Source organism: Aquimarina besae, assembly GCF_042434905.1.
Classification (GTDB): domain Bacteria; phylum Bacteroidota; class Bacteroidia; order Flavobacteriales; family Flavobacteriaceae; genus Aquimarina.
In genome coordinates this window covers 2,662,476-2,681,140 of record NZ_CP170199.1, presented here as the reverse complement: position 1 = coordinate 2,681,140, position 18,665 = coordinate 2,662,476, and the positions used below count along the sequence as shown (strand labels likewise).

Below are 18,665 nucleotides of genomic sequence, written 5' to 3'. Positions count from 1 at the left end.
GTCTTTTAGTCGACTAAAAATGTATTTTATCGAATATTTTTTAACTATATTCGCATCCAATTAATTTTATTTTAACATAAATTTTCAATCCAAATCTTATGAAAAAAACCTTTTTATTTGCAGCATCATTATTATTAGCTGCAGCATCTTGCAGTGATGATGATTCTGATGGCGGAATTGTTGCGGTAAACCCGGATCCAGCTGAAGAAATTGCTTTAAACGCTAACGATGTATCCGGTGGTATCATTATAAATAACGCTACATTAGTTGCAGGTGATGCGCCAACCCCTGTTGGAACATTACCTTTTAGCATGAGTCAAACAACTCAGTCTGGTTTTCAAAAAAACGGTTTCGATATTTCTTTTGAAGCACCAATAAATTATGCAGGCGCATATATCCAGGTACAATCCACAGACGGGACGCAGGCTGATGAATATTGGAACGTTACAGGATCTGGTAGATCAAATGTAATTAACAGTGAAAAAAGAAAAGGATTATTTACGTCGCAAATCAGCAAGTCAAATGATCAGGAAATTCAAATCGATGTGGATTTTGAAGATACAGTAACTGCGGGAACATTTTGTTATGTTATTTGTATCTATGACACCGATGGAAATATTAGCCAGCCTGTAGAGGTATGTGTAGAAGTAGAAGCTTGGGGAGGAAATCCTAACTTAATAGGCACTTGGAACTACTCAAAAAGAACCAGAAATGGAGTAACCGAAGACACTATCGGTACCGAAGAATGTGATGACACTACAGTATTTTGCACTAATGAAACAGAATTGTTAGTAGAAAATGCATATTGTGATACACTTTTATCATTGCCTATTACTTTTAACGCTGACGGTACCTATTCTTATGTAGAAACATCCAACTATACAACATTAGACTACGAAGCTACAAGAGAAACTTGTACAGCTACTTTTGAAGCTGAAGAAGAAGAATTATATAGCTCTAGAGGAAACTGGGCGTATGATGAAGAAGAGGGAAAACTAACATTGGTAGAATTTGAATATTCAGAGACTGTAGATGGAGTAACATTCGATGGTGTTGAAGAAAACGGATATCTTTTATTTGATGGTAAAGCTACAATTTCTGGTAGCCTGATTATCGAAGGAGAGTATGATGATGATTTTGGAGTTTACACAGCCGAATTTCATTTCACGAGATAATATATTATCCATATTTAGGATAAAACTAAAATCCCATCTGCTGTAGATAGATGGGATTTTTTTTATGAATCATAACTCTTTCGCCATGTTTTTGTTTCTTCAAAAACGTGTTCTAGAATTTTTTGATCTTCTTCTGTTAGTTCTATATTTCTTCTGGACATCACCACTTTGGCAACTTCAAAAGCTTTTTTGGTTAAATAGGTTGTAAAACCGCTGCTTCCACCCCAACTATAGCTTGGAACAAAATTTCGTGGAAAACCACTACCAAAAATGTTAGCATTAACTCCTACGACTGTTCCGGTATTAAACATGGTATTGATTCCGCATTTAGAGTGATCACCCATCATCAATCCGCAAAACTGTAGTCCCGTTTTAGCAAAACCTTCGGTCTCATAACTCCATAATCGCACAGGTGCATAGTTATTCTTTAAGTTGGATGTATTAGTATCTGCACCCAGATTACACCACTCACCTAACACAGAATTTCCAATGAATCCATCATGTCCTTTATTAGAATATCCAAATATAACAGTATTATTCACCTCTCCTCCTACTTTAGAATGTGGCCCTACTGTGGTACCTCCATATATTTTAGCTCCCATTTTTATCGTCGCATGATCGCAGAGAGCAAAAGGACCTCTAATCAAACTACCCTCCATAATTTCTGCACCCTTACCAATATATATCGGTCCTGAAGAAGCATTTAATGTGGTGAATTCCAGTTTAGCGCCTTCTTCAATAAATACATTTTCCCGTGCGATCACATTATTACTATCCGGAATCGGTTGGCTTGTACGGTCTTTGGTTAACAACTCAAAATCTTCGTTGATAGCGCGTTCATTTTTTGAAAAAATATCCCAGGTATGTTGTACCGTAAACACCTCATAGTTATACTGAATCACGTCATAGGTATCAAAATCTACTTCCTGATCTTCTTTTGTATAAAATGCGATTGGTTCATCTTCATAAAAAATGGCTTGATCTGGCTGTAAGTTTTGTACCATAATAGCCAGGTTCTCTGTGGGTAAATAGGATGCATTGATCATTACATTCTCTTCTAACTCAACCATCGGATATTTCTCACTAAGATACTCTTCGGTGATAGTAGAGGTGGTATATCCTAAATACGTTTCCCATTTCTCTCGAATGGTTAAAATACCGATCCTAATATCCGCTACCGGTCTGGTATAAGTAAAAGGTAGTAATGAATTTCTAGAGGCCCCATCAAAAAGAATATAATTCATAATTGTCAAATGAAATGTTTGTATTAATTGGTTTCGTTAGTTTTATATTTTTTAGCAGATCAATATGAATAATAGATAAAGTCAAATCTAAGAAAACCATCACCTCGAGTGATATGTCAAAGCGGATCGTATCGAGATGATTTTCAAGACGAAATTTTACTTGTCTTCGATACAATCCCGATTATGATCGGGATCACTCAGATTGACGTAAAATTTCACATCCAATGTCTACATTTAGCAATCTGAATTCAAAAATACGGCAACGTACAAAAACAAAAAAGCCTTTCCGAAAAAGAAAGGCTTTTAAATATATTCTTGTGTACTAAATTACTTTTTGAACTTAGCATATTTGTTTTTGAACTTGTCGATACGTCCTGCAGTATCGATTAGTTTAGATTTACCTGTATAGAAAGGATGAGAAGTTCTTGAAATTTCTAATTTCACTAACGGATACTCAACACCGTCAACCTCAAGTGTTTCTTTAGTATTCGCAGTAGATTTAGTTAAAAAAACCTCATCATTTGACATATCCTTAAAGGCAACTAGTCTATAATTTTCTGGGTGAATATCTTTTCTCATTATTTTATATTATCATTTTCGAGGTGCAAATTTAAACAATTTTTAGGAAATAGCAATGTTTGACAAGATTATTTTTTAAGTGAGAAAAAGAAAGTTTTATAAATACAGTTAACACAAAACTGATGACCCTAATAACTCCAAGGAATAATACAAAAAATTCATCCCGAATAAAATAATTATTTAATTGATTGTAGTTCTAGATACTTCACAAATCAGCCGGAGAAATATAAGCAAGAAAGATTCTTCTTCATCAGTTTCGATAATTGCGCATTCTTCGGTATCGTTTTTTGTATCAGCACTAAAACTTTTATTAGCAGAAGAGAAATAATCAAAAATCAGTTCCATTAATTCATCTTCGGTTAAGTCTAAAGAGGCTACAAAGTAATACAACTCAATAAATTCATCTGTTTGCTTGTTTAAAAAATCTTCCTCCAATTGGTTCAATTCTGATTGTGATAAACCAGTAGAAGATTTGATTCGAACGTCATTCACAAAATTAATATAATCTTTAGAAGGAATAACATCCTCTGCAAAGGACTTAATTAAGCTATTAACTTTTAGTTCTTTTTCTTGTTCTAATACTTCATTATTTTCATCCACAGAGCAGGATGTAAAAAAAACAAATAGTAAACCTGTAATGTAAAGTAATTTTGTTTTCATAAGCCAATATTTTGGGAGTTAAAAAGCTAAAAAAAACAGCTAAAATGCATCTTATATTTTATTATGTTTGACTTGTAAAAAATAACAAAAACGATGGTTTAACCGTAATTTAATGATGTAAATATAGTCTTTTTTTATCAATTCGAGCCAGAAAACACACAAAATAACTATCTTGATGCTAACATTTTAGTATATTTGAAAACATCAAATCACTAAAAAAGCAATTTACAATTAATGACAAGTAAGAGTATTCCTACCGCAAAACACATCCTGAAATATGGAATTCTTTTTGGAATAGCCAGTATTCTATTTGGTGTTACAACATATTTAACTGGTAATTACACCAAGCAAGGTTTAATTCATTTAATCATACTCCTAGTCATAACATTATCAAGTATCATGGCCGGACTATTGATGTTTAAAAAAAATAATAACGGCTACATTAGTCTTGGAGAAGCATTAAAAATTAGTATCGGAATAACATTACTAGGTGGTTTTATGGCAATTTTATGGAAAGTTATGCTATTAAATGTTATTGATCCCGAAATTATTACTCAAATCGAAGACAAACATATCAAACGAATTGCTGAAAATTCTGCTGATTTCACCCAAGAAAATATAGAACGTAAAATTGCAATTACGAAGAAATATACATCACCATTAAGAATGATTTTAATTGCATTGGCGGAAGATTTATTCAATGGTTCTTTATTTGGACTCATAGGTGGCCTCATTATCCGAAAAAAACGAGATCCTTTTAATTAAAACATCAACTACTTAAGCACTATTCAGTTTTTTAATAAATGCTGAAGTCACCTTATATTATTATAACGACTAGGCAATTGTTTTTGAGATTTCATTTTTACATCCCACAATATCTACCTTCCACTTCGGCGAACTCAGTGACCTGAAAAGACTTTTTTATCATTCCTAACAATTAAAGATTCAGGATAGATATTTTTTAACACGATCGATTTCCTAAAACAAAATTTTCCCGATCATTTTGTAACAATTCATTACATTTATATACTTATGTGTTATATCTAAATAACCTAAACTATATAATTATGGAAAAATCTGTAAAATCAAACGCTATATCAATGGGAGTGATGCTGGGTGTTATCCTATCTCTAATAACTGTAATTGCTTATACAGTATACCAAGGAATGTATACCAACTGGATTGCCGGAATCGGACTGGCAATTATGATTATTATTTTTGGTATTGTATCGGCCGTAAAAAGCAGAAAACTTTTAGGAGGATTTATTGGATTTAAAGAAGCTTTTACTTCTTATTTCATTACTGTTGTAATCGGTACTGTTATAAGTTCTACCGTGAGTATCCTGATTTATGTGGTGGTCGATCCGGATGCAGCTGCGGCAATTAATGAACAAATTATAGAATCTTCTGTTGGTTTTATGGAGAAATTTGGAGCCCCTCAAGCTGAAATCGAAAAAGCTGTAACCAAAATGGAAGAAGAAAATCAATTCGGTATTGGTAATCAAGTAAAAGGGTGGTTTTATGGAATGATATTTTACATCATCGTAGGACTACTTGCATGTCTTGCGGTTAAAAAGAAAGAACCAGAATATTAGAAATCGTTTATTCTAAAACATATCATTGGGTTGTCATATCGGCAATCCAATTTTTTTTATACAATTTCCTATAAATGGAATACCTATATTTGTCAACCAATTCGTTTTATTAATACATAATGGGATTAACTCAGAACAATTTTCTTAACTATATCCTTGGTATCGCTCTTTTATCCGGTATCGCCAGAGTAGCTTTGGACTATCTATCCAGAATGATGAATATCACACCTATTCTATATTATCTTACTTTTTTAGTTGCTTTCATCTTGGAAATTTTGATTATAGTGTATGTAATCAAAAAATACAAAGAAGTAAAAGGTACCTTAACCATCATAGATGCTTTAAAATCAGGTATCATCATTATGGGAATCATAGGATTATGTTATTGTTCTATGGCCTATGTATATGATATGTATATTGATCCCGATTTTCAGATAAATATGCAATTAAAGTTTACGGAGCAATTTTCTCCCGATCAATTAGATCAAGTAAAAGAAAATCTTAAAAACCAAGATACCAGCATGTCCTATATTGGTGTGATTATGTACACGATTTGGTTTGTATTTTTAGGAGCCGTTATATCCTTAATTGCAGGGTCTGTATTTAAAACTAAAGTAGCATCAACATAGTATGGATATTTCTGTTGTCATACCATTACTCAACGAAGAAGAATCACTTACCGAATTATATGATTGGATTGTCAAAGTGATGCAATCCAACGCTTACTCCTATGAAATTATTTTTATTGATGATGGTAGTACAGACACTTCATGGGATGCGATAACTGCTTTGTCAAAAAAAGATCTAAATGTAAAAGGTATCAGATTTCTTAGGAATTATGGTAAATCCCAGGCGCTGCACGTAGGTTTTGAACAAGCCCTAGGAGATGTCGTAATTACCATGGATGCAGATTTACAAGACAATCCCGAAGAAATTCCGGAAATGTATAATTTGATCATAAAAGATGGATATGATCTTATCTCAGGATGGAAAAAGAAACGATACGATTCTGTCATCGCTAAAAATTTACCTTCTAAACTTTTTAATGCAGCTGCAAGAAAAACATCGGGCTTAAAACTTCATGATTTTAATTGTGGATTAAAAGCCTACAAGAATCAAGTGGTAAAACACGTTGATGTTCATGGTGAGATGCACCGTTATATTCCTGTATTAGCAAAAAATGCCGGTTTCAATAAGATTGGAGAAAAAGTAGTATTACACCAAGCCAGAAAATATGGCAAAACTAAATTCGGGATGAGCCGGTTTATTAATGGCTTTCTAGACCTGATAACTATCTGGTTTATGTCTCGTTTTGGTAAAAGACCCATGCATTTCTTTGGGTTGATCGGTACCATCCTTTTTATTGTGGGATTTTGCTTTTCGCTGTATTTAGGAATAGACAAATTGTTTATAGAGATAAAGGGAAGACTCATAGCGCAGCGACCAGAATTTTACATTGCATTGACTTCTATGATCTTAGGTACTCAATTTTTCTTGGCCGGATTTCTGGGAGAAATTATGCTTACCAGTAAAAGAGATAAAAAAAGGTATAATATTTCAGAAAAGATACATCTGGAATAATTGATTTCTATTTTTAATTTAAAACCCTAATAAAGGAAATATAATCAATAAGCATCCTGTTTAAAGGAGCTTCCAAACCAAAATTAAATAGTATTTTTGCTAATAAAACCTAAATAAATGCAAGTTTCTGATTCCGTAATAAATAGCAGAGTTAAAGAATGGTTATCACCCGTTTTTGATACTGAAACCCAAAAAGAAATTTTAGAATTACAACAGCAAAATCCTGAAGGGCTTAAAGAAAGTTTTTATAAAGATCTGGAGTTTGGTACTGGAGGAATGCGTGGTGTTATGGGTGTTGGTACAAATCGTATCAACAAATATACTTTAGGAAAAAGCACACAAGGTTTAAGTAATTACTTAAATAAAGAATTTGCAGGACAACAAATTAAAACCGTTATCGCCTACGATTGTAGGCATAATAGCGATACCTTAGCCCAGCTTGTTGCCGATGTGTTTTCTGCAAACGGAATTAAAGTATATCTGTTTTCCGAATTACGTCCTACTCCAGAATTATCATACGCGGTAAAAGAACTAGGTTGCCATTGCGGAATTGTATTAACTGCCAGTCATAATCCACCTGAATATAATGGATACAAGGTATACTGGCAAGATGGAGGGCAATTGGTACCTCCCCAAGATGGCGAAATCATTGCTGAAATCAATTCGTTAAACTATAGCGACATTAAATTTGATGCAAACTCAGAGCTTATACAGAAAATAGACAAAGAAATTGATACCGTTTTTATTGAAAACAGCGTTAAAAACGGAAGTTTTGCTGCATCCCAGGAAGCAAAAGATAATACTACAATCGTATTTACGTCTTTACACGGAACATCTATTACCGCCGTGCCTGAAACATTAGAAAAAGCAGGATATAGAAACGTTCATATTGTAAAAGAACAGGAAGTACCTGATGGTAATTTCCCAACAGTAAAATCTCCAAACCCTGAAGAACCCGAAGCACTGGAGATGGCGATGGAATTGGCAAAGAAAGTGGATGCGGATATCGTAATCGGTACAGATCCAGATTGTGATCGACTAGGAATTGCAGTACGCAATAATGACGGACAATTACAATTGTTGAATGGGAATCAAACTATGGTTGTAATGACCTGGTTTTTACTAAAATATTATAGAGAAAAAGGATTAAAAGGTAACGAATTCATTGCATCGACCATAGTATCTACTCCAATGATGAAAAATCTTGCAGAAGCGTATGGAGTAGAATATAAAGAAGTACTTACCGGTTTTAAATGGATTGCTAAATTGATCAAAGACTTCCCTGAAAAACATTTTATCGGCGGTGGAGAAGAAAGTTTTGGTTTTATGGTAGGAGATTTTGTGAGGGATAAAGATGCGGTAACTTCTACACTATTGGCTTGTGAAATTGTAGCATACACAAAATCACAAGGAAGCTCTTTTTATAATGAATTACTCAAGTTATACACAGATCACGGATTTTATAAAGAAAGTCTGGTTTCGCTTGTAAAAAAAGGAATTAAAGGTGCTGAGGAAATCAAACAAACGATGATTGATCTAAGAAATGATCCTCCTAAGGAACTTAATGGAGAAAAAATAGTATTGATTGAAGATTATCAATCCAGTATTGCCAAAAATACTCAGGACCATACAGAACAAGCTATCGATGTCCCTAAATCCAATGTATTGATTTTTTATACCGAGTCTGGAAGTAAAATTGCCGCAAGGCCAAGTGGAACAGAGCCCAAGATTAAGTTTTATATCAGTGTACAAGAATCTCTTGATGATTTGTCAGCTTTTGATACTGTGGAACAAAAACTGAATAACAAAATAATGGAAATCAAAAAAGATTTACAATTAACTTAAATAACGACCAATGTCGTTTCTAAATAATTAATGAACTATTTTAAACAAATTCTTCGCTTTGCGAAACCTTACAGAATCTATGCCGTATTAAATATAATATCTAATATTTTTTATGCTTTATTCGGAACGCTGGCAATGGTATCCTTATTTCCAATGTTGAGTGTTCTTTTTGATAAAACTAAAAGAGTAAACCAGGAACCTGAATGGCAAGGATTGCTAAAAATTCGAGAATATGCAGAAGGCTACCTTAACTATTTTGTAACACAAAAAGCCGAGCAAGGAAATGAAGATGTACTAGTATTCATGGTAATATTAGTTATTAGTATGTTTTTTCTTAAAAATATCTTTAGCTATTTGGCTATGTACTTTATCACCTTTCTAAGAAATGGTGTTTTAAAAGATATAAGAAACGAATTATATCAAAAAACAGTTGCGCTTCCTCTTTCCTATTTTTCTGAAAAAAGAAAAGGTGATACTATAGCCAGGATTTCTACGGATGTATTAGAAATACAACATTCTTTCTTATCAATATTAGAATTGATAGTAAGAGAACCTTTGATGATTATATTTACGATTTGCGCGATGTTATTGATTAGTGTAAAACTAACCGTCTTTGTATTTATTTTTATCCCTGTTTCAGGGTTTCTAATCTCCTTAATTGGTAAAAAATTAAAAAAACATTCAGATAAAGTACAGTTAGAACAAGGATATTTCCTATCAATAGTTGAAGAAACCCTGGGAGGTCTTAAAGTCATTAAAGGATTTAATGCTGAAAATATTTTTGGTAAAAAGTTCAAAGAATCAACATTAAGATTTTATAACTATTCAAATTCTCTTTTAAATCGTCAAAACTTAGCCTCTCCAACCAGTGAGTTTTTAGGAATAGCCGTAATCGCTATTCTATTATGGTATGGAGGGCAAATGGTACTAGTTGAAAAATCGCTAGATCCAAGTTTATTTATCGTATATATGGGTCTCGCATATAACATCCTAACTCCTGCTAAAGCAATCTCAAAGGCGAGTTATGGGGTAAAAAGAGGAAATGCGGCTGCCGAACGTGTGTTAGAAATTCTTAATACTGAATCTCCGTTACAAGATAGACCAGGAGCAACTGATAAAACCAACTTTGATAAAGATATTCTTCTGGAGAATATTTCATTCAAATATGAAGATGAATACGTGTTACGTGATTTTACCTTGAACGTGCCAAAAGGAAAATCAGTTGCTCTGGTTGGACAATCCGGTAGTGGTAAATCTACGATTGCAAATCTAGTGACACGATTCTATGATGTTAATAAAGGTGCTATTAAAATTGATGGCATTGATATTAGAGATATCACTAAAAATTCGTTAAGAGCATTAATGGGACTTGTGACTCAGGACTCTATCCTATTTAATGATACTATAAAGAATAACTTGCTCATTGGTGATGAGTCTGCATCTGAAGAAGAAATCGTAGAAGCACTAAAAATTGCCAATGCGTGGGAATTTGTAAAGGACTTGCCTAAAGGTATAGAAACTAACATTGGAGACAGCGGAAATAAATTAAGTGGTGGACAGAAACAAAGACTCTCTATTGCACGAGCCGTACTTAAAAATCCCCCAATAATGATTCTGGATGAGGCTACCTCAGCATTAGATACAGAAAGTGAAAGATTGGTACAATCCGCTTTAGAGAATATGATGAAAAATCGAACCAGTATCGTGATCGCACATAGACTATCTACTATACAAAATTCAGATTTAATCGTTGTAATGCAAAAAGGAAAGATAGTAGAGCAAGGTACTCACGAGGAGCTCATCGCCAAAGATGGAGCTTATCAAAAATTGGTAACTATGCAATCTTTTGACAATTAACACCTGACCGCCAGATATATAAAACAAAAAAGAGCGTCTCCACGCTCTTTTTCTTCACACAAATCATCTTAATTTAGGGGCTTAATCTAAAATTAAAACTCACTTTTATAAAAACTTTCACTTTGGGGGAAATGAAAGCACTAACTCATTTTCACGGTGTAAATATACAATCAATTCTTGTACCATCAAATAAATTTGTGTATTTTATCTATAAAAAAGTGTATTTTAACATTTGTTTAATTAAAAATATAACAAATAGTAATCTTTTTCCTACTTAAAAAATATAAAAAAGAAAGTGGTTCTAAACCTACGGGAAATCAGAAAGAAAGTACTGCAAATAAAAAAGAGTGCTTTCGCACTCTTTTTCTTCACACAAATCATCTTAATTTAGGGGCTTAATCTAAAATTAAAACTCACTTTTATTAAAAACTTTCATCTTGGGGAAAATGAAAGTACTAACTCTTAATCTTGATGTAAAGATATTACTTTTTTTTTTATCAACCAAACTTTTTGTGTATTTTATCTATAAATAATGTTTTTTGTCATACGTAAGTTTAGTAAAATTATCAAAAAGTAATATTTTTCTTACTTAAAAATTAAACGTGCTTACTCAATTATTTGTAGTGTAATTTCAGGATATAAAAAAAGAGCGTCTCCACGCTCTTTTTTAATTCACACAAATCATCTTAATTTAGGGGCTTATTCTAAAATGAAAACATAATTCTTTAAAAACTTTCATCTTGGGGGAAATGAAAGTATTAACTCTTTATCACGATGTAAAGATACGATAATTTTACAAATAATCAAATATTTGTGTATTTAATCTAAAATAATTGTAATTTATCTACTTATTTATTTAATATTCTTACAAATTCCTACAAAAATATTTTTTTCCATCTTATTAAACCTTTTTTCCGTATTTTAGTCTAATACCATATAATAAGGACTAACTACTTCTAAATTTATTGTACTATTGAATATTCAGGATGAAGAAAATTTACTAATCGCGCTACAAACGGATAAAGATATTAATAATGCCTTTTCGAAGCTTGTTGCTACCTATAAACAGCGATTGTACTGGCACATTAGAAATATGGTAAAAAATCACGATGATACAGATGATATATTGCAAAATGTGTTCATTAAAATATATAAAAACATAACCAAATTTAAAGGAGATAGTAAATTATATTCGTGGATGTATAGAATAGCCACTAATGAGTCCATTACTTTTTTAAATCAAAAAGCAAAAAAGTTTAATATTAGTAACGAAGAATTACAACAACAACTCATTCAAAACTTAGAAGCAGATATTTATTTTGAAGGAGATGAGATTCAACTTAAATTACAAAAAGCCATTGCTTTGTTACCACAAAAACAACAACAAGTGTTTAATATGAAATATTTTCAGGAACTCAAATACAAAGAAATATCAGAAATTTTGGAAACCAGTGAAGGAGCATTAAAAGCTTCCTATCATCTAGCCACCAAAAAAATTGAAGAATTCCTTAAATCCAATTAAACCTTTTTACCTTTACAGTGTCATATATACAGTGAAAAAGAATAATTTACATAATAACAAAGAAGGATTTAAAGTTCCTGAAAACTATTTCGATACTTTCGAAGAAAGACTTTTTGAAAAAATCTCTAAAGAAGATCATGAGGATTTCACGTTACCCAAGAAAATATCTTCTGGTCTAAAAGAACCTTATAATTATTTCGATACGTTTGAAACTAAGCTTATGGAGAAACTAAATACAGAAACTCAAGAACCTTCTGTACTTAGCGAAAAGCTCAAAACTGGTTTAACAGTTCCAGAAAAGTATTTCGAAAATCTTGAAGACTCCATTTTAAAACAAACTATTGAAAAAAATAACGATACCAAGGTGATATCGATCTTTTCTAGAGCAAACATTATCTATTTTTCGGGTATTGCTGCAATGATTGCTATTATTATTTCCATTACAACTTTTAACCAAAAAGAAACATTAAGTTTTGACACGGTAGCTCTTTCTGATATCCAGAAATATTTTGAAGAAGGAAATGCTGAATTAAGTGATGCTGAAATTGCTGAATTATTTAATGGCAAAATCGATCTAACAGAAACCTTTTACGAAGATGAAATAAGCGATGAAGAATTAGAAAATTATCTTTCTAATGAGGAGCTGGCAGATGAAATTATTTATATTGAATAAAAAGAACACATGAAAAAAATACTATTACTATTAATTATTGTTTTTACCATTAATCACTCCTATACTCAAAGAGGTCCTGCAGGTAGAGTAAAGGCGTTAAAAATAGCATACATAACAGAGCAATTAGATTTAACGAGCAAAGAGGCACAACAGTTTTGGCCTATTTACAATGCGCACGAGGATACGATGGAAAACCTGAAAAGAAAGGAAAGAAAATCGGTAAGAGCGCTAAAAGAAGCTAATGAATTTCAAAATTTGAATGAAAAAGAAGCTGAAAACTTTCTAAACAACTATCTTTTAGCAGAAGAACAAAAATATCTCGCCCGTAAAACATTAATTACAGACTTGAGACAAATAATACCTCATAAAAAAATTTTAAAACTTGTAAAGGCTGAAATGGATTTCAACAGACGTCTGCTAAAACAATTGCGTGACAGACGACAAGGAAATTGACCATAAGAAATCTAGCTGATTTTGAATAAAAAATAAATGAGATCACTTTGTCATTTACTTTTTTGTTTAACCCTTATTATGTATTGGAACTTCGTTATGAAAGTTTCAACCGCTATAAAAAATGATTTTTTATAAGTTTCAGCATAGCATTGCTATGGTTAAGCTTAAAAACATAGTAAAACGATATGTTTTGCAGTGGTTGGAAGTTGTAATAGATTTTCCAATACATAATCAGGGTTTGAAAATCAATTTTGCTATTCTGTTCTTTCCGGCTGCAATAGCTATACTGTCATTTATAAATCGGATCGTATAAAAGCTTTCTTTACTAACATCATTCCAAGTGCTACCTGAATCATTAGAAATAGAGATTCCGTTAAAACCCACAGCAACCATTTCATTGGCTCCACTATTTGGAATGTACCGAATGGAACTTTTATATCCTGCTCCTACTCCATCAGCAATTAAATTCCAAGTCTTACCTCCATCATTAGTAATTGCTTTATTTTTTCGATTCATTTTCGGTTTTGTATAATCACCGCCAAAGATAATTCCATTATTTGCATCATAAAAATCTAAGGAATAGGCTCCGGTAGTTTCATTACCTTGAATTATCGGTGTTTCAGAAACACTCCAACTTTTCCCTTTATCTGAAGAATAAAACACTCTGGATTTCTTACCTCCGGAAACAATCCACGTGTGATCACCTACAATTGCTATATTTCCATTGCTTGCCGCAAATGCGGCCTCCCCTTCTGCCGTTTCAGGTAAATCATTACAACCAACCTTATGCCAAGATTCTCCTGAATCTCTGGTAATAATAATTGATAAACAGCCATCAGTCGGATCTCCCATCGCAATCCCTTCTTTGTCATTCCAAAACGCCATTGCATCATAAAACACCTTTTCATGATCTTCTCTATAAACCAACCTTCGCTCTCCAGTTTTCTTATTTATTTTATATAACAACGCAGGAGATACAATACTCAATAAGAAAATATCAGATGATGTATCAGCAATAGATCTAAAATGCACATTATTGCCTTCAGAATTTACCGATGCAACCTTTTTGTTTTTAATTTTAATATTATCATCTATATCAAAAGAACCATAAATCCCATTGTTTCCAGCAAACATTAGTAAATCATCATCCACTTCAATAGCTCTTATACTAATGGAATCATTGAAAAAAGGTTCAATTAAGACTTCTGTAAAATTATGTCGGATTACTTTTCGACCTTCAGAATTACAGCTCATATGGAAAACTGCCATCGAAAACACTAGTAAAAATCTCATCCCCAATATTTTTGAATCAAATATAATACTATTCTAAAGCAAAAAACTACCTTTGCAAACCTTAAAAAAATAAAGGATGCGTTTACATAGAAATCTGGTCTTTGCAGTAATTGACGGACTCAGCGAAATTTTTAATGAAGGAGCTTATGCAGATAAAGTAGTGCAGAAGCTATTGAAACGTGATAAACGATGGGGATCCCGTGACCGCAGTTTTGTTGCTGAGACAGTATACGATATTGTTCGTTGGAAACGTCTTTATGCAGAAATCGCAGACGTTTCTGAACCATTTTCGAGAGAAAATCTATGGAGAATCTTTGCTGTTTGGGCAACATTAAGAGGAATTACATTACCCGATTGGAAACAGATTGAACCGACACCAACAAGACGTATTAAAGGTCGTTTTGACGAACTGAGCAAAACAAGAAAATTCAGAGAGTCTATTCCTGACTGGATGGATGAGTTGGGAGAAAAAGAGCTAGGAGCTAAATGGGACAAAGAAATTGCAGCCTTAAATCAACAAGCTCCTGTAGTGCTGAGAGCTAATTCTCTAAAAACATCTAAAGAAAAACTCAGAGGTATTCTTGAAGACGAAAATATCGACACAGAATTTATCAAAGGATATCCCTCTGCCCTTCAACTTACCGAAAGAGCGAATGTATTCTCTACAGAAGCTTTTAAAAACGGTTTATTTGAAGTACAGGATGCTTCTTCACAATTAGTAGCGGATTTCTTAGAGATAAAACCTGGACAACGTGTGGTAGATACTTGTGCCGGCGCTGGTGGAAAAACATTACACTTAGCAGCCCTGATGGAAAACAAAGGACAGGTAATCGCTATGGATATTTATGCTAATAAGCTTAAAGAATTAAAACGAAGAGCCAGACGTGCCGGTGCCCATAACATAGAACCTCGAACCATTGAAAGCACAAAAGATATAAAAAAGTTATACGGAAAAGCCGATCGTGTTTTGATTGATGCCCCTTGCAGTGGCTTGGGAGTTTTAAGTAGAAATCCAGATGCTAAATGGAAACTACAGCCAGAGTTTTTAGAAAAAATTAAGGAAACACAATCACAGATATTGGAAAGCTATGCCAAGATGGTAAAACCCGGTGGTAAGCTAGTCTATGCTACCTGTTCTATTTTACCTTCAGAAAACCAAGACCAGGTTAAAAGGTTCTTAACCAAAGAAATAGGAAAAGAGTTTATCTTTGTAAAAGATAAAAAAGTGCTTTCATCAGAATCCGGATTTGATGGATTTTATATGGCATTGCTGGAAAGAAAAGAATAAAAATCCATTGATTATACCAATTTCCGTACATCTATTTCCCTGAAAACCGGGTAGTTCAAGAATTTAAACCAATCGATATTTGTTACATATTTAGTTAACCAACTATAGTAACACATAAAAATCGTGAAATTCATCAACTACCAAATGGTCATCTGGCTTATCATTCAATTACTGATCATTATCTCCACAAAACCATCTACTAATTCGGATAGCAATGTAGTATTTTGGTGCACTTTGCCATTTCTGATATTAAATTGCATTGCAATTGTGACCATTCTCCTTGGAAAACCCAAAACTGGAAGTATTATTTTTCTTGTAGGAAGTATTCCCTTCGTTCCTATTGGGCTTATTGGAGTAGTTGGTGCCAGAAAAATTACAAATCAAATCAAAAAAGATCAATTTTTTAAAACATTAAACTCATGAAACCACTACAAGAACTTTCTATTAGTCAAAAAGCAATCAATCATAACTTTCTAATGGCCGGATTTATGCTTATTATGGGAATTTTGATGGTTGTTACATCCGGATTTTTCACCTTAATAGGTTTTGCAATTCTCTTTTTTATTATCGCTGCAGTAAATAGTAATATAAAAATCGTAAAAATTTATGATGATTTTTTAGAAATAAAATTAGGCGCTATTGCATCTAAAAAATTCATTAAATACAATCAAATTACAAAATTTAACAAAACCTCTAAATTTCTAGAGATTCATTGTAGAGATGAACAGGATAGATATAAAAAAGTAAAAATTCCTGCCAAAGTTCTGGAAGAAGAAGATATCCAAGAACTGAATGATGTATTAATGCAAAAAACAAATTTAGAAGAATCCAATTATTTCGTTTCTACCTAAGTCATAATATCTCAAAGTTTTATTTTCAAAACCCTGTAAAGAAATTTCGAAAATTGACCTCTACATATAAATAAACAGTAGAAAAAAAGTACCTTTGTCCATTCAGTTTGTGCATTTTAATTGTGCCAAAAATAATCATAAGAATGAAAACAAAATTACTTTTAATAGCCCTTTGTGCATTTTATATTGGCTTCAGTCAGGTACCATCTGGATATTACGACTCTGCAACCGGATCAGGATACACCTTAAAAACGCAACTAAAAAACATTATTGATAGTGACAATGATGGTTTAACACCCGAATTTCAATCTACAGACCCTGGTTATGCTGGATTGTACACAACCTATGTGACTTCTGACTCTGATTTTTATTACGAGAATAATGGAACTGTTCTAGATATGTATACTGAAAACCCAACCGGTATGGATGTGAAAGAATATACTCATTTTACCGATCAGGATCCTGGATCCGGTGGGACTGCAGAAGGTCAATTCTATAATCGGGAACATATAATTCCACAGTCAATATTTAGTCAGGTTACGCCACAACGTTCGGATGCGCATTTTGTAGTTCCTTCCGATAAGTTTGTAAATGGTGCACGTGGTAGTCTCCCATTTGGAAGAGTAGAAACTGCAAACTTAACAACAACAAATAATTCAAAAAGAGGTAATAATCTAGACGCCGGATATTCAGCAGGATATACTGCTACGGTTTTCGAGCCTATTGATGAATTTAAAGGAGATATTGCTAGAATGCATTTCTATTTTGCTACTCGTTATGAAGATAATGTAGCTGGTTATTCATATACTATGTTCAATGGTACTAGTGATCAGGTTTTCGAAGATACTTTTTTAAGCATTCTTGTAACCTGGCATTTGTTAGATCCGGTATCACAGAGAGAAATAGATAGAAACGATGCTATTTTTGCCAGACAAAATAACAGAAACCCATTTATTGATCATCCCGAGTATGTACAAATGATATGGAATGTGACTGTAGATACAGAAGCTCCTACAGTACCAGCAGGCTTGATGGTATCTAATGAAACTTCGAATAGCATCGATGTTTCCTGGACAGCTTCTACAGATAATACCGCTGTAACGGAATATGATGTATATGTAAATTCAGTATTTAATAAATCAGTGGCGACTACCAGTACTACTGTTAATGGTTTAAGTGCAGAAACTACCTATTCTTTTACAGTTTTGGCAAAAGATGCAGCAGGTAATGAATCCAACCAAAGTAGTCCTGTTAATGGAACAACTTTAGCAAGCGGAAATTCTTGTGGAGGTGGTATATCGGTTACCGAGACGTTTACCAATATTCCTTCAACAGATGGTAGTGGTTATACAAACAGAATGTGGATAGGTGATGATGGAGGAACCTGGACCGCAACAGATGCCAGGACGGATCAAACCATTACAGGGGCAGCTATAACCCTCGACGGAAGAGGAACAGATAATGGAACGCTGACATCGCCATCGATTTCTGGCGGTATTGGAAACCTAACAGTTACCACTCAACGTAAGTTTACAGGCACAACAGGTAATTTGAATGTATATATTAATGGAATAATAGTCGGAACTATTCCTTACGACGATACGGTACAGACAACCACATTGAATAATATTAATATAAGTGGAAATGTGGTAGTCGTTATTACCGAAGACAGTGGAAATAACAGAGTAGCTATTGACGACCTTAGTTGGACTTGCTTTGAGCCTTTATTGAGTGTGAATGACTTCTCTCTCGAAAATATGAAGGTGTATCCAAACCCATCAACAGATGGCTCCATAACCATTAATATTCCTAACGCTAAGGACTTAGAATTAAATATTTATGACATTACGGGTAGACGAATCATAGTAAAGAAAAATCTTGAAGAAATGATTCAGCTATTTAATCTCCCAAAGGGAATACTGCTGGTAGAAATTATTTCACCCCAGCGAAGCACAACCAAAAAGGTAATCATACAGTAAAATGAAAAGCGGCAAATCTGCCGCTTTTTTTATTTATAAATCACTGTTTAAAATTCAGTGGATAACTCTA

At 33.1% G+C, this 18,665-nt stretch carries 18 protein-coding genes; 14 read left to right on the top strand and 4 right to left on the bottom strand.

Translation table 11 applies throughout. The features are described 5' to 3' along the window. Positions 1 to 98 precede the first annotated feature (98 nt). On the top strand, positions 99 to 1,175 hold the full coding sequence (locus tag ACE94K_RS11685; protein WP_378172221.1) for a hypothetical protein: 1,077 nt from the start codon (positions 99 to 101) through the stop codon (positions 1,173 to 1,175). Between the two features lie 62 nt (positions 1,176 to 1,237). Here ACE94K_RS11685 and ACE94K_RS11680 read toward each other — a convergent pair whose 3' ends face one another. The 3 genes from ACE94K_RS11680 to ACE94K_RS11670 all read right to left on the bottom strand — a co-directional run bounded on the left by ACE94K_RS11680 (position 1,238) and on the right by ACE94K_RS11670 (position 3,658). Continuing rightward, on the bottom strand, positions 1,238 to 2,419 hold the full coding sequence (locus ACE94K_RS11680; RefSeq protein ID WP_378172218.1) for a GlmU family protein: 1,182 nt from the start codon (positions 2,417 to 2,419) through the stop codon (positions 1,238 to 1,240). A gap of 327 nt (positions 2,420 to 2,746) precedes the next feature. Then, entirely contained in the window at positions 2,747 to 2,998 is a 252-nt protein-coding gene (locus ACE94K_RS11675; protein WP_025741669.1) for a type B 50S ribosomal protein L31, read from the bottom strand. Positions 2,999 to 3,178: 180 nt separating this feature from the next. Continuing rightward, positions 3,179 to 3,658 (bottom strand): hypothetical protein, encoded by a 480-nt coding sequence (locus ACE94K_RS11670; RefSeq protein WP_378172215.1) that lies wholly within the window; start codon positions 3,656 to 3,658, stop codon positions 3,179 to 3,181. Between the two features lie 234 nt (positions 3,659 to 3,892). Between ACE94K_RS11670 and ACE94K_RS11665 the strand changes: the two genes are divergently transcribed. The 9 genes from ACE94K_RS11665 (at position 3,893) to ACE94K_RS11625 (ending at position 13,184) form a co-directional block, all read left to right on the top strand. Continuing rightward, positions 3,893 to 4,423 carry a DUF4199 domain-containing protein gene (locus ACE94K_RS11665; protein WP_378172212.1) on the top strand — a complete coding sequence of 177 codons (531 nt, stop codon included), beginning with the start codon at positions 3,893 to 3,895 and terminating at the stop codon, positions 4,421 to 4,423. Positions 4,424 to 4,725: 302 nt separating this feature from the next. Beyond that, positions 4,726 to 5,253, top strand: coding sequence for a DUF4199 domain-containing protein (locus ACE94K_RS11660; protein WP_378172209.1), 528 nt, complete (start codon positions 4,726 to 4,728; stop codon positions 5,251 to 5,253). A 119-nt stretch (positions 5,254 to 5,372) separates the two neighbouring features. Next, the gene (locus ACE94K_RS11655) at positions 5,373 to 5,882 is read left to right on the top strand and encodes a DUF4199 domain-containing protein (protein WP_378172206.1); all 510 of its coding nucleotides are present in this window, start codon (positions 5,373 to 5,375) and stop codon (positions 5,880 to 5,882) included. A 1-nt stretch (position 5,883) separates the two neighbouring features. Then, positions 5,884 to 6,834 (top strand): glycosyltransferase family 2 protein, encoded by a 951-nt coding sequence (locus tag ACE94K_RS11650; protein WP_378172204.1) that lies wholly within the window; start codon positions 5,884 to 5,886, stop codon positions 6,832 to 6,834. A gap of 117 nt (positions 6,835 to 6,951) precedes the next feature. Further along, positions 6,952 to 8,679: a phospho-sugar mutase gene (locus ACE94K_RS11645; RefSeq protein WP_378172201.1), complete on the top strand. Its 1,728-nt coding sequence runs from the start codon at positions 6,952 to 6,954 to the stop codon at positions 8,677 to 8,679. A gap of 30 nt (positions 8,680 to 8,709) precedes the next feature. Next, entirely contained in the window at positions 8,710 to 10,536 is a 1,827-nt protein-coding gene (locus ACE94K_RS11640) for an ABC transporter ATP-binding protein (RefSeq protein ID WP_378172198.1), read from the top strand. Between the two features lie 979 nt (positions 10,537 to 11,515). Next, positions 11,516 to 12,058 (top strand): RNA polymerase sigma factor, encoded by a 543-nt coding sequence (locus tag ACE94K_RS11635; RefSeq protein ID WP_378184268.1) that lies wholly within the window; start codon positions 11,516 to 11,518, stop codon positions 12,056 to 12,058. 31 nt (positions 12,059 to 12,089) lie between these two features. Continuing rightward, on the top strand, positions 12,090 to 12,731 hold the full coding sequence (locus ACE94K_RS11630) for a hypothetical protein (protein WP_378172195.1): 642 nt from the start codon (positions 12,090 to 12,092) through the stop codon (positions 12,729 to 12,731). Positions 12,732 to 12,740: 9 nt separating this feature from the next. Continuing rightward, the gene (locus ACE94K_RS11625) at positions 12,741 to 13,184 is read left to right on the top strand and encodes a hypothetical protein (protein ID WP_378172192.1); all 444 of its coding nucleotides are present in this window, start codon (positions 12,741 to 12,743) and stop codon (positions 13,182 to 13,184) included. Between the two features lie 231 nt (positions 13,185 to 13,415). Here ACE94K_RS11625 and ACE94K_RS11620 read toward each other — a convergent pair whose 3' ends face one another. Continuing rightward, entirely contained in the window at positions 13,416 to 14,477 is a 1,062-nt protein-coding gene (locus ACE94K_RS11620; RefSeq protein ID WP_378172189.1) for a WD40/YVTN/BNR-like repeat-containing protein, read from the bottom strand. Positions 14,478 to 14,553: 76 nt separating this feature from the next. Here ACE94K_RS11620 and ACE94K_RS11615 point away from each other — a divergent pair, with 76 nt between their 5' ends. From ACE94K_RS11615 to ACE94K_RS11600, 4 genes are all read left to right on the top strand, one after another. Beyond that, positions 14,554 to 15,765 (top strand): RsmB/NOP family class I SAM-dependent RNA methyltransferase, encoded by a 1,212-nt coding sequence (locus ACE94K_RS11615; RefSeq protein WP_378172186.1) that lies wholly within the window; start codon positions 14,554 to 14,556, stop codon positions 15,763 to 15,765. Between the two features lie 123 nt (positions 15,766 to 15,888). Further along, on the top strand, positions 15,889 to 16,188 hold the full coding sequence (locus tag ACE94K_RS11610) for a hypothetical protein (RefSeq protein WP_378172183.1): 300 nt from the start codon (positions 15,889 to 15,891) through the stop codon (positions 16,186 to 16,188). After that, complete coding sequence (locus ACE94K_RS11605; protein WP_378172181.1) at positions 16,185 to 16,616, top strand: hypothetical protein; 432 nt, start codon at positions 16,185 to 16,187, stop codon at positions 16,614 to 16,616. The genes ACE94K_RS11610 and ACE94K_RS11605 overlap by 4 nt, the downstream gene beginning before the upstream one ends. Positions 16,617 to 16,759: 143 nt before the next feature. Beyond that, positions 16,760 to 18,595: an endonuclease gene (locus ACE94K_RS11600; RefSeq protein WP_378172178.1), complete on the top strand. Its 1,836-nt coding sequence runs from the start codon at positions 16,760 to 16,762 to the stop codon at positions 18,593 to 18,595. Positions 18,596 to 18,665 lie beyond the last annotated feature (70 nt).

What these genes read in the sequence shown, in the direction of transcription:
- ACE94K_RS11640 (WP_378172198.1), top strand. Translation starts at nt 8,710, where the DNA reads ATGAACTATTTTAAACAAATTCTTCGCTTTGCGAAACCTTACAGAATC.
- ACE94K_RS11625 (WP_378172192.1), top strand. Translation starts at nt 12,741, where the DNA reads ATGAAAAAAATACTATTACTATTAATTATTGTTTTTACCATTAATCAC.
- ACE94K_RS11675 (WP_025741669.1), bottom strand. Translation starts at nt 2,998, where the DNA reads ATGAGAAAAGATATTCACCCAGAAAATTATAGACTAGTTGCCTTTAAG.
- ACE94K_RS11615 (WP_378172186.1), top strand. Translation starts at nt 14,554, where the DNA reads ATGCGTTTACATAGAAATCTGGTCTTTGCAGTAATTGACGGACTCAGC.
- ACE94K_RS11665 (WP_378172212.1), top strand. Translation starts at nt 3,893, where the DNA reads ATGACAAGTAAGAGTATTCCTACCGCAAAACACATCCTGAAATATGGA.
- ACE94K_RS11655 (WP_378172206.1), top strand. Translation starts at nt 5,373, where the DNA reads ATGGGATTAACTCAGAACAATTTTCTTAACTATATCCTTGGTATCGCT.
- ACE94K_RS11670 (WP_378172215.1), bottom strand. Translation starts at nt 3,658, where the DNA reads ATGAAAACAAAATTACTTTACATTACAGGTTTACTATTTGTTTTTTTT.
- ACE94K_RS11650 (WP_378172204.1), top strand. Translation starts at nt 5,884, where the DNA reads ATGGATATTTCTGTTGTCATACCATTACTCAACGAAGAAGAATCACTT.
- ACE94K_RS11600 (WP_378172178.1), top strand. Translation starts at nt 16,760, where the DNA reads ATGAAAACAAAATTACTTTTAATAGCCCTTTGTGCATTTTATATTGGC.
- ACE94K_RS11620 (WP_378172189.1), bottom strand. Translation starts at nt 14,477, where the DNA reads ATGAGATTTTTACTAGTGTTTTCGATGGCAGTTTTCCATATGAGCTGT.
- ACE94K_RS11660 (WP_378172209.1), top strand. Translation starts at nt 4,726, where the DNA reads ATGGAAAAATCTGTAAAATCAAACGCTATATCAATGGGAGTGATGCTG.
- ACE94K_RS11685 (WP_378172221.1), top strand. Translation starts at nt 99, where the DNA reads ATGAAAAAAACCTTTTTATTTGCAGCATCATTATTATTAGCTGCAGCA.
- ACE94K_RS11605 (WP_378172181.1), top strand. Translation starts at nt 16,185, where the DNA reads ATGAAACCACTACAAGAACTTTCTATTAGTCAAAAAGCAATCAATCAT.
- ACE94K_RS11645 (WP_378172201.1), top strand. Translation starts at nt 6,952, where the DNA reads ATGCAAGTTTCTGATTCCGTAATAAATAGCAGAGTTAAAGAATGGTTA.
- ACE94K_RS11680 (WP_378172218.1), bottom strand. Translation starts at nt 2,419, where the DNA reads ATGAATTATATTCTTTTTGATGGGGCCTCTAGAAATTCATTACTACCT.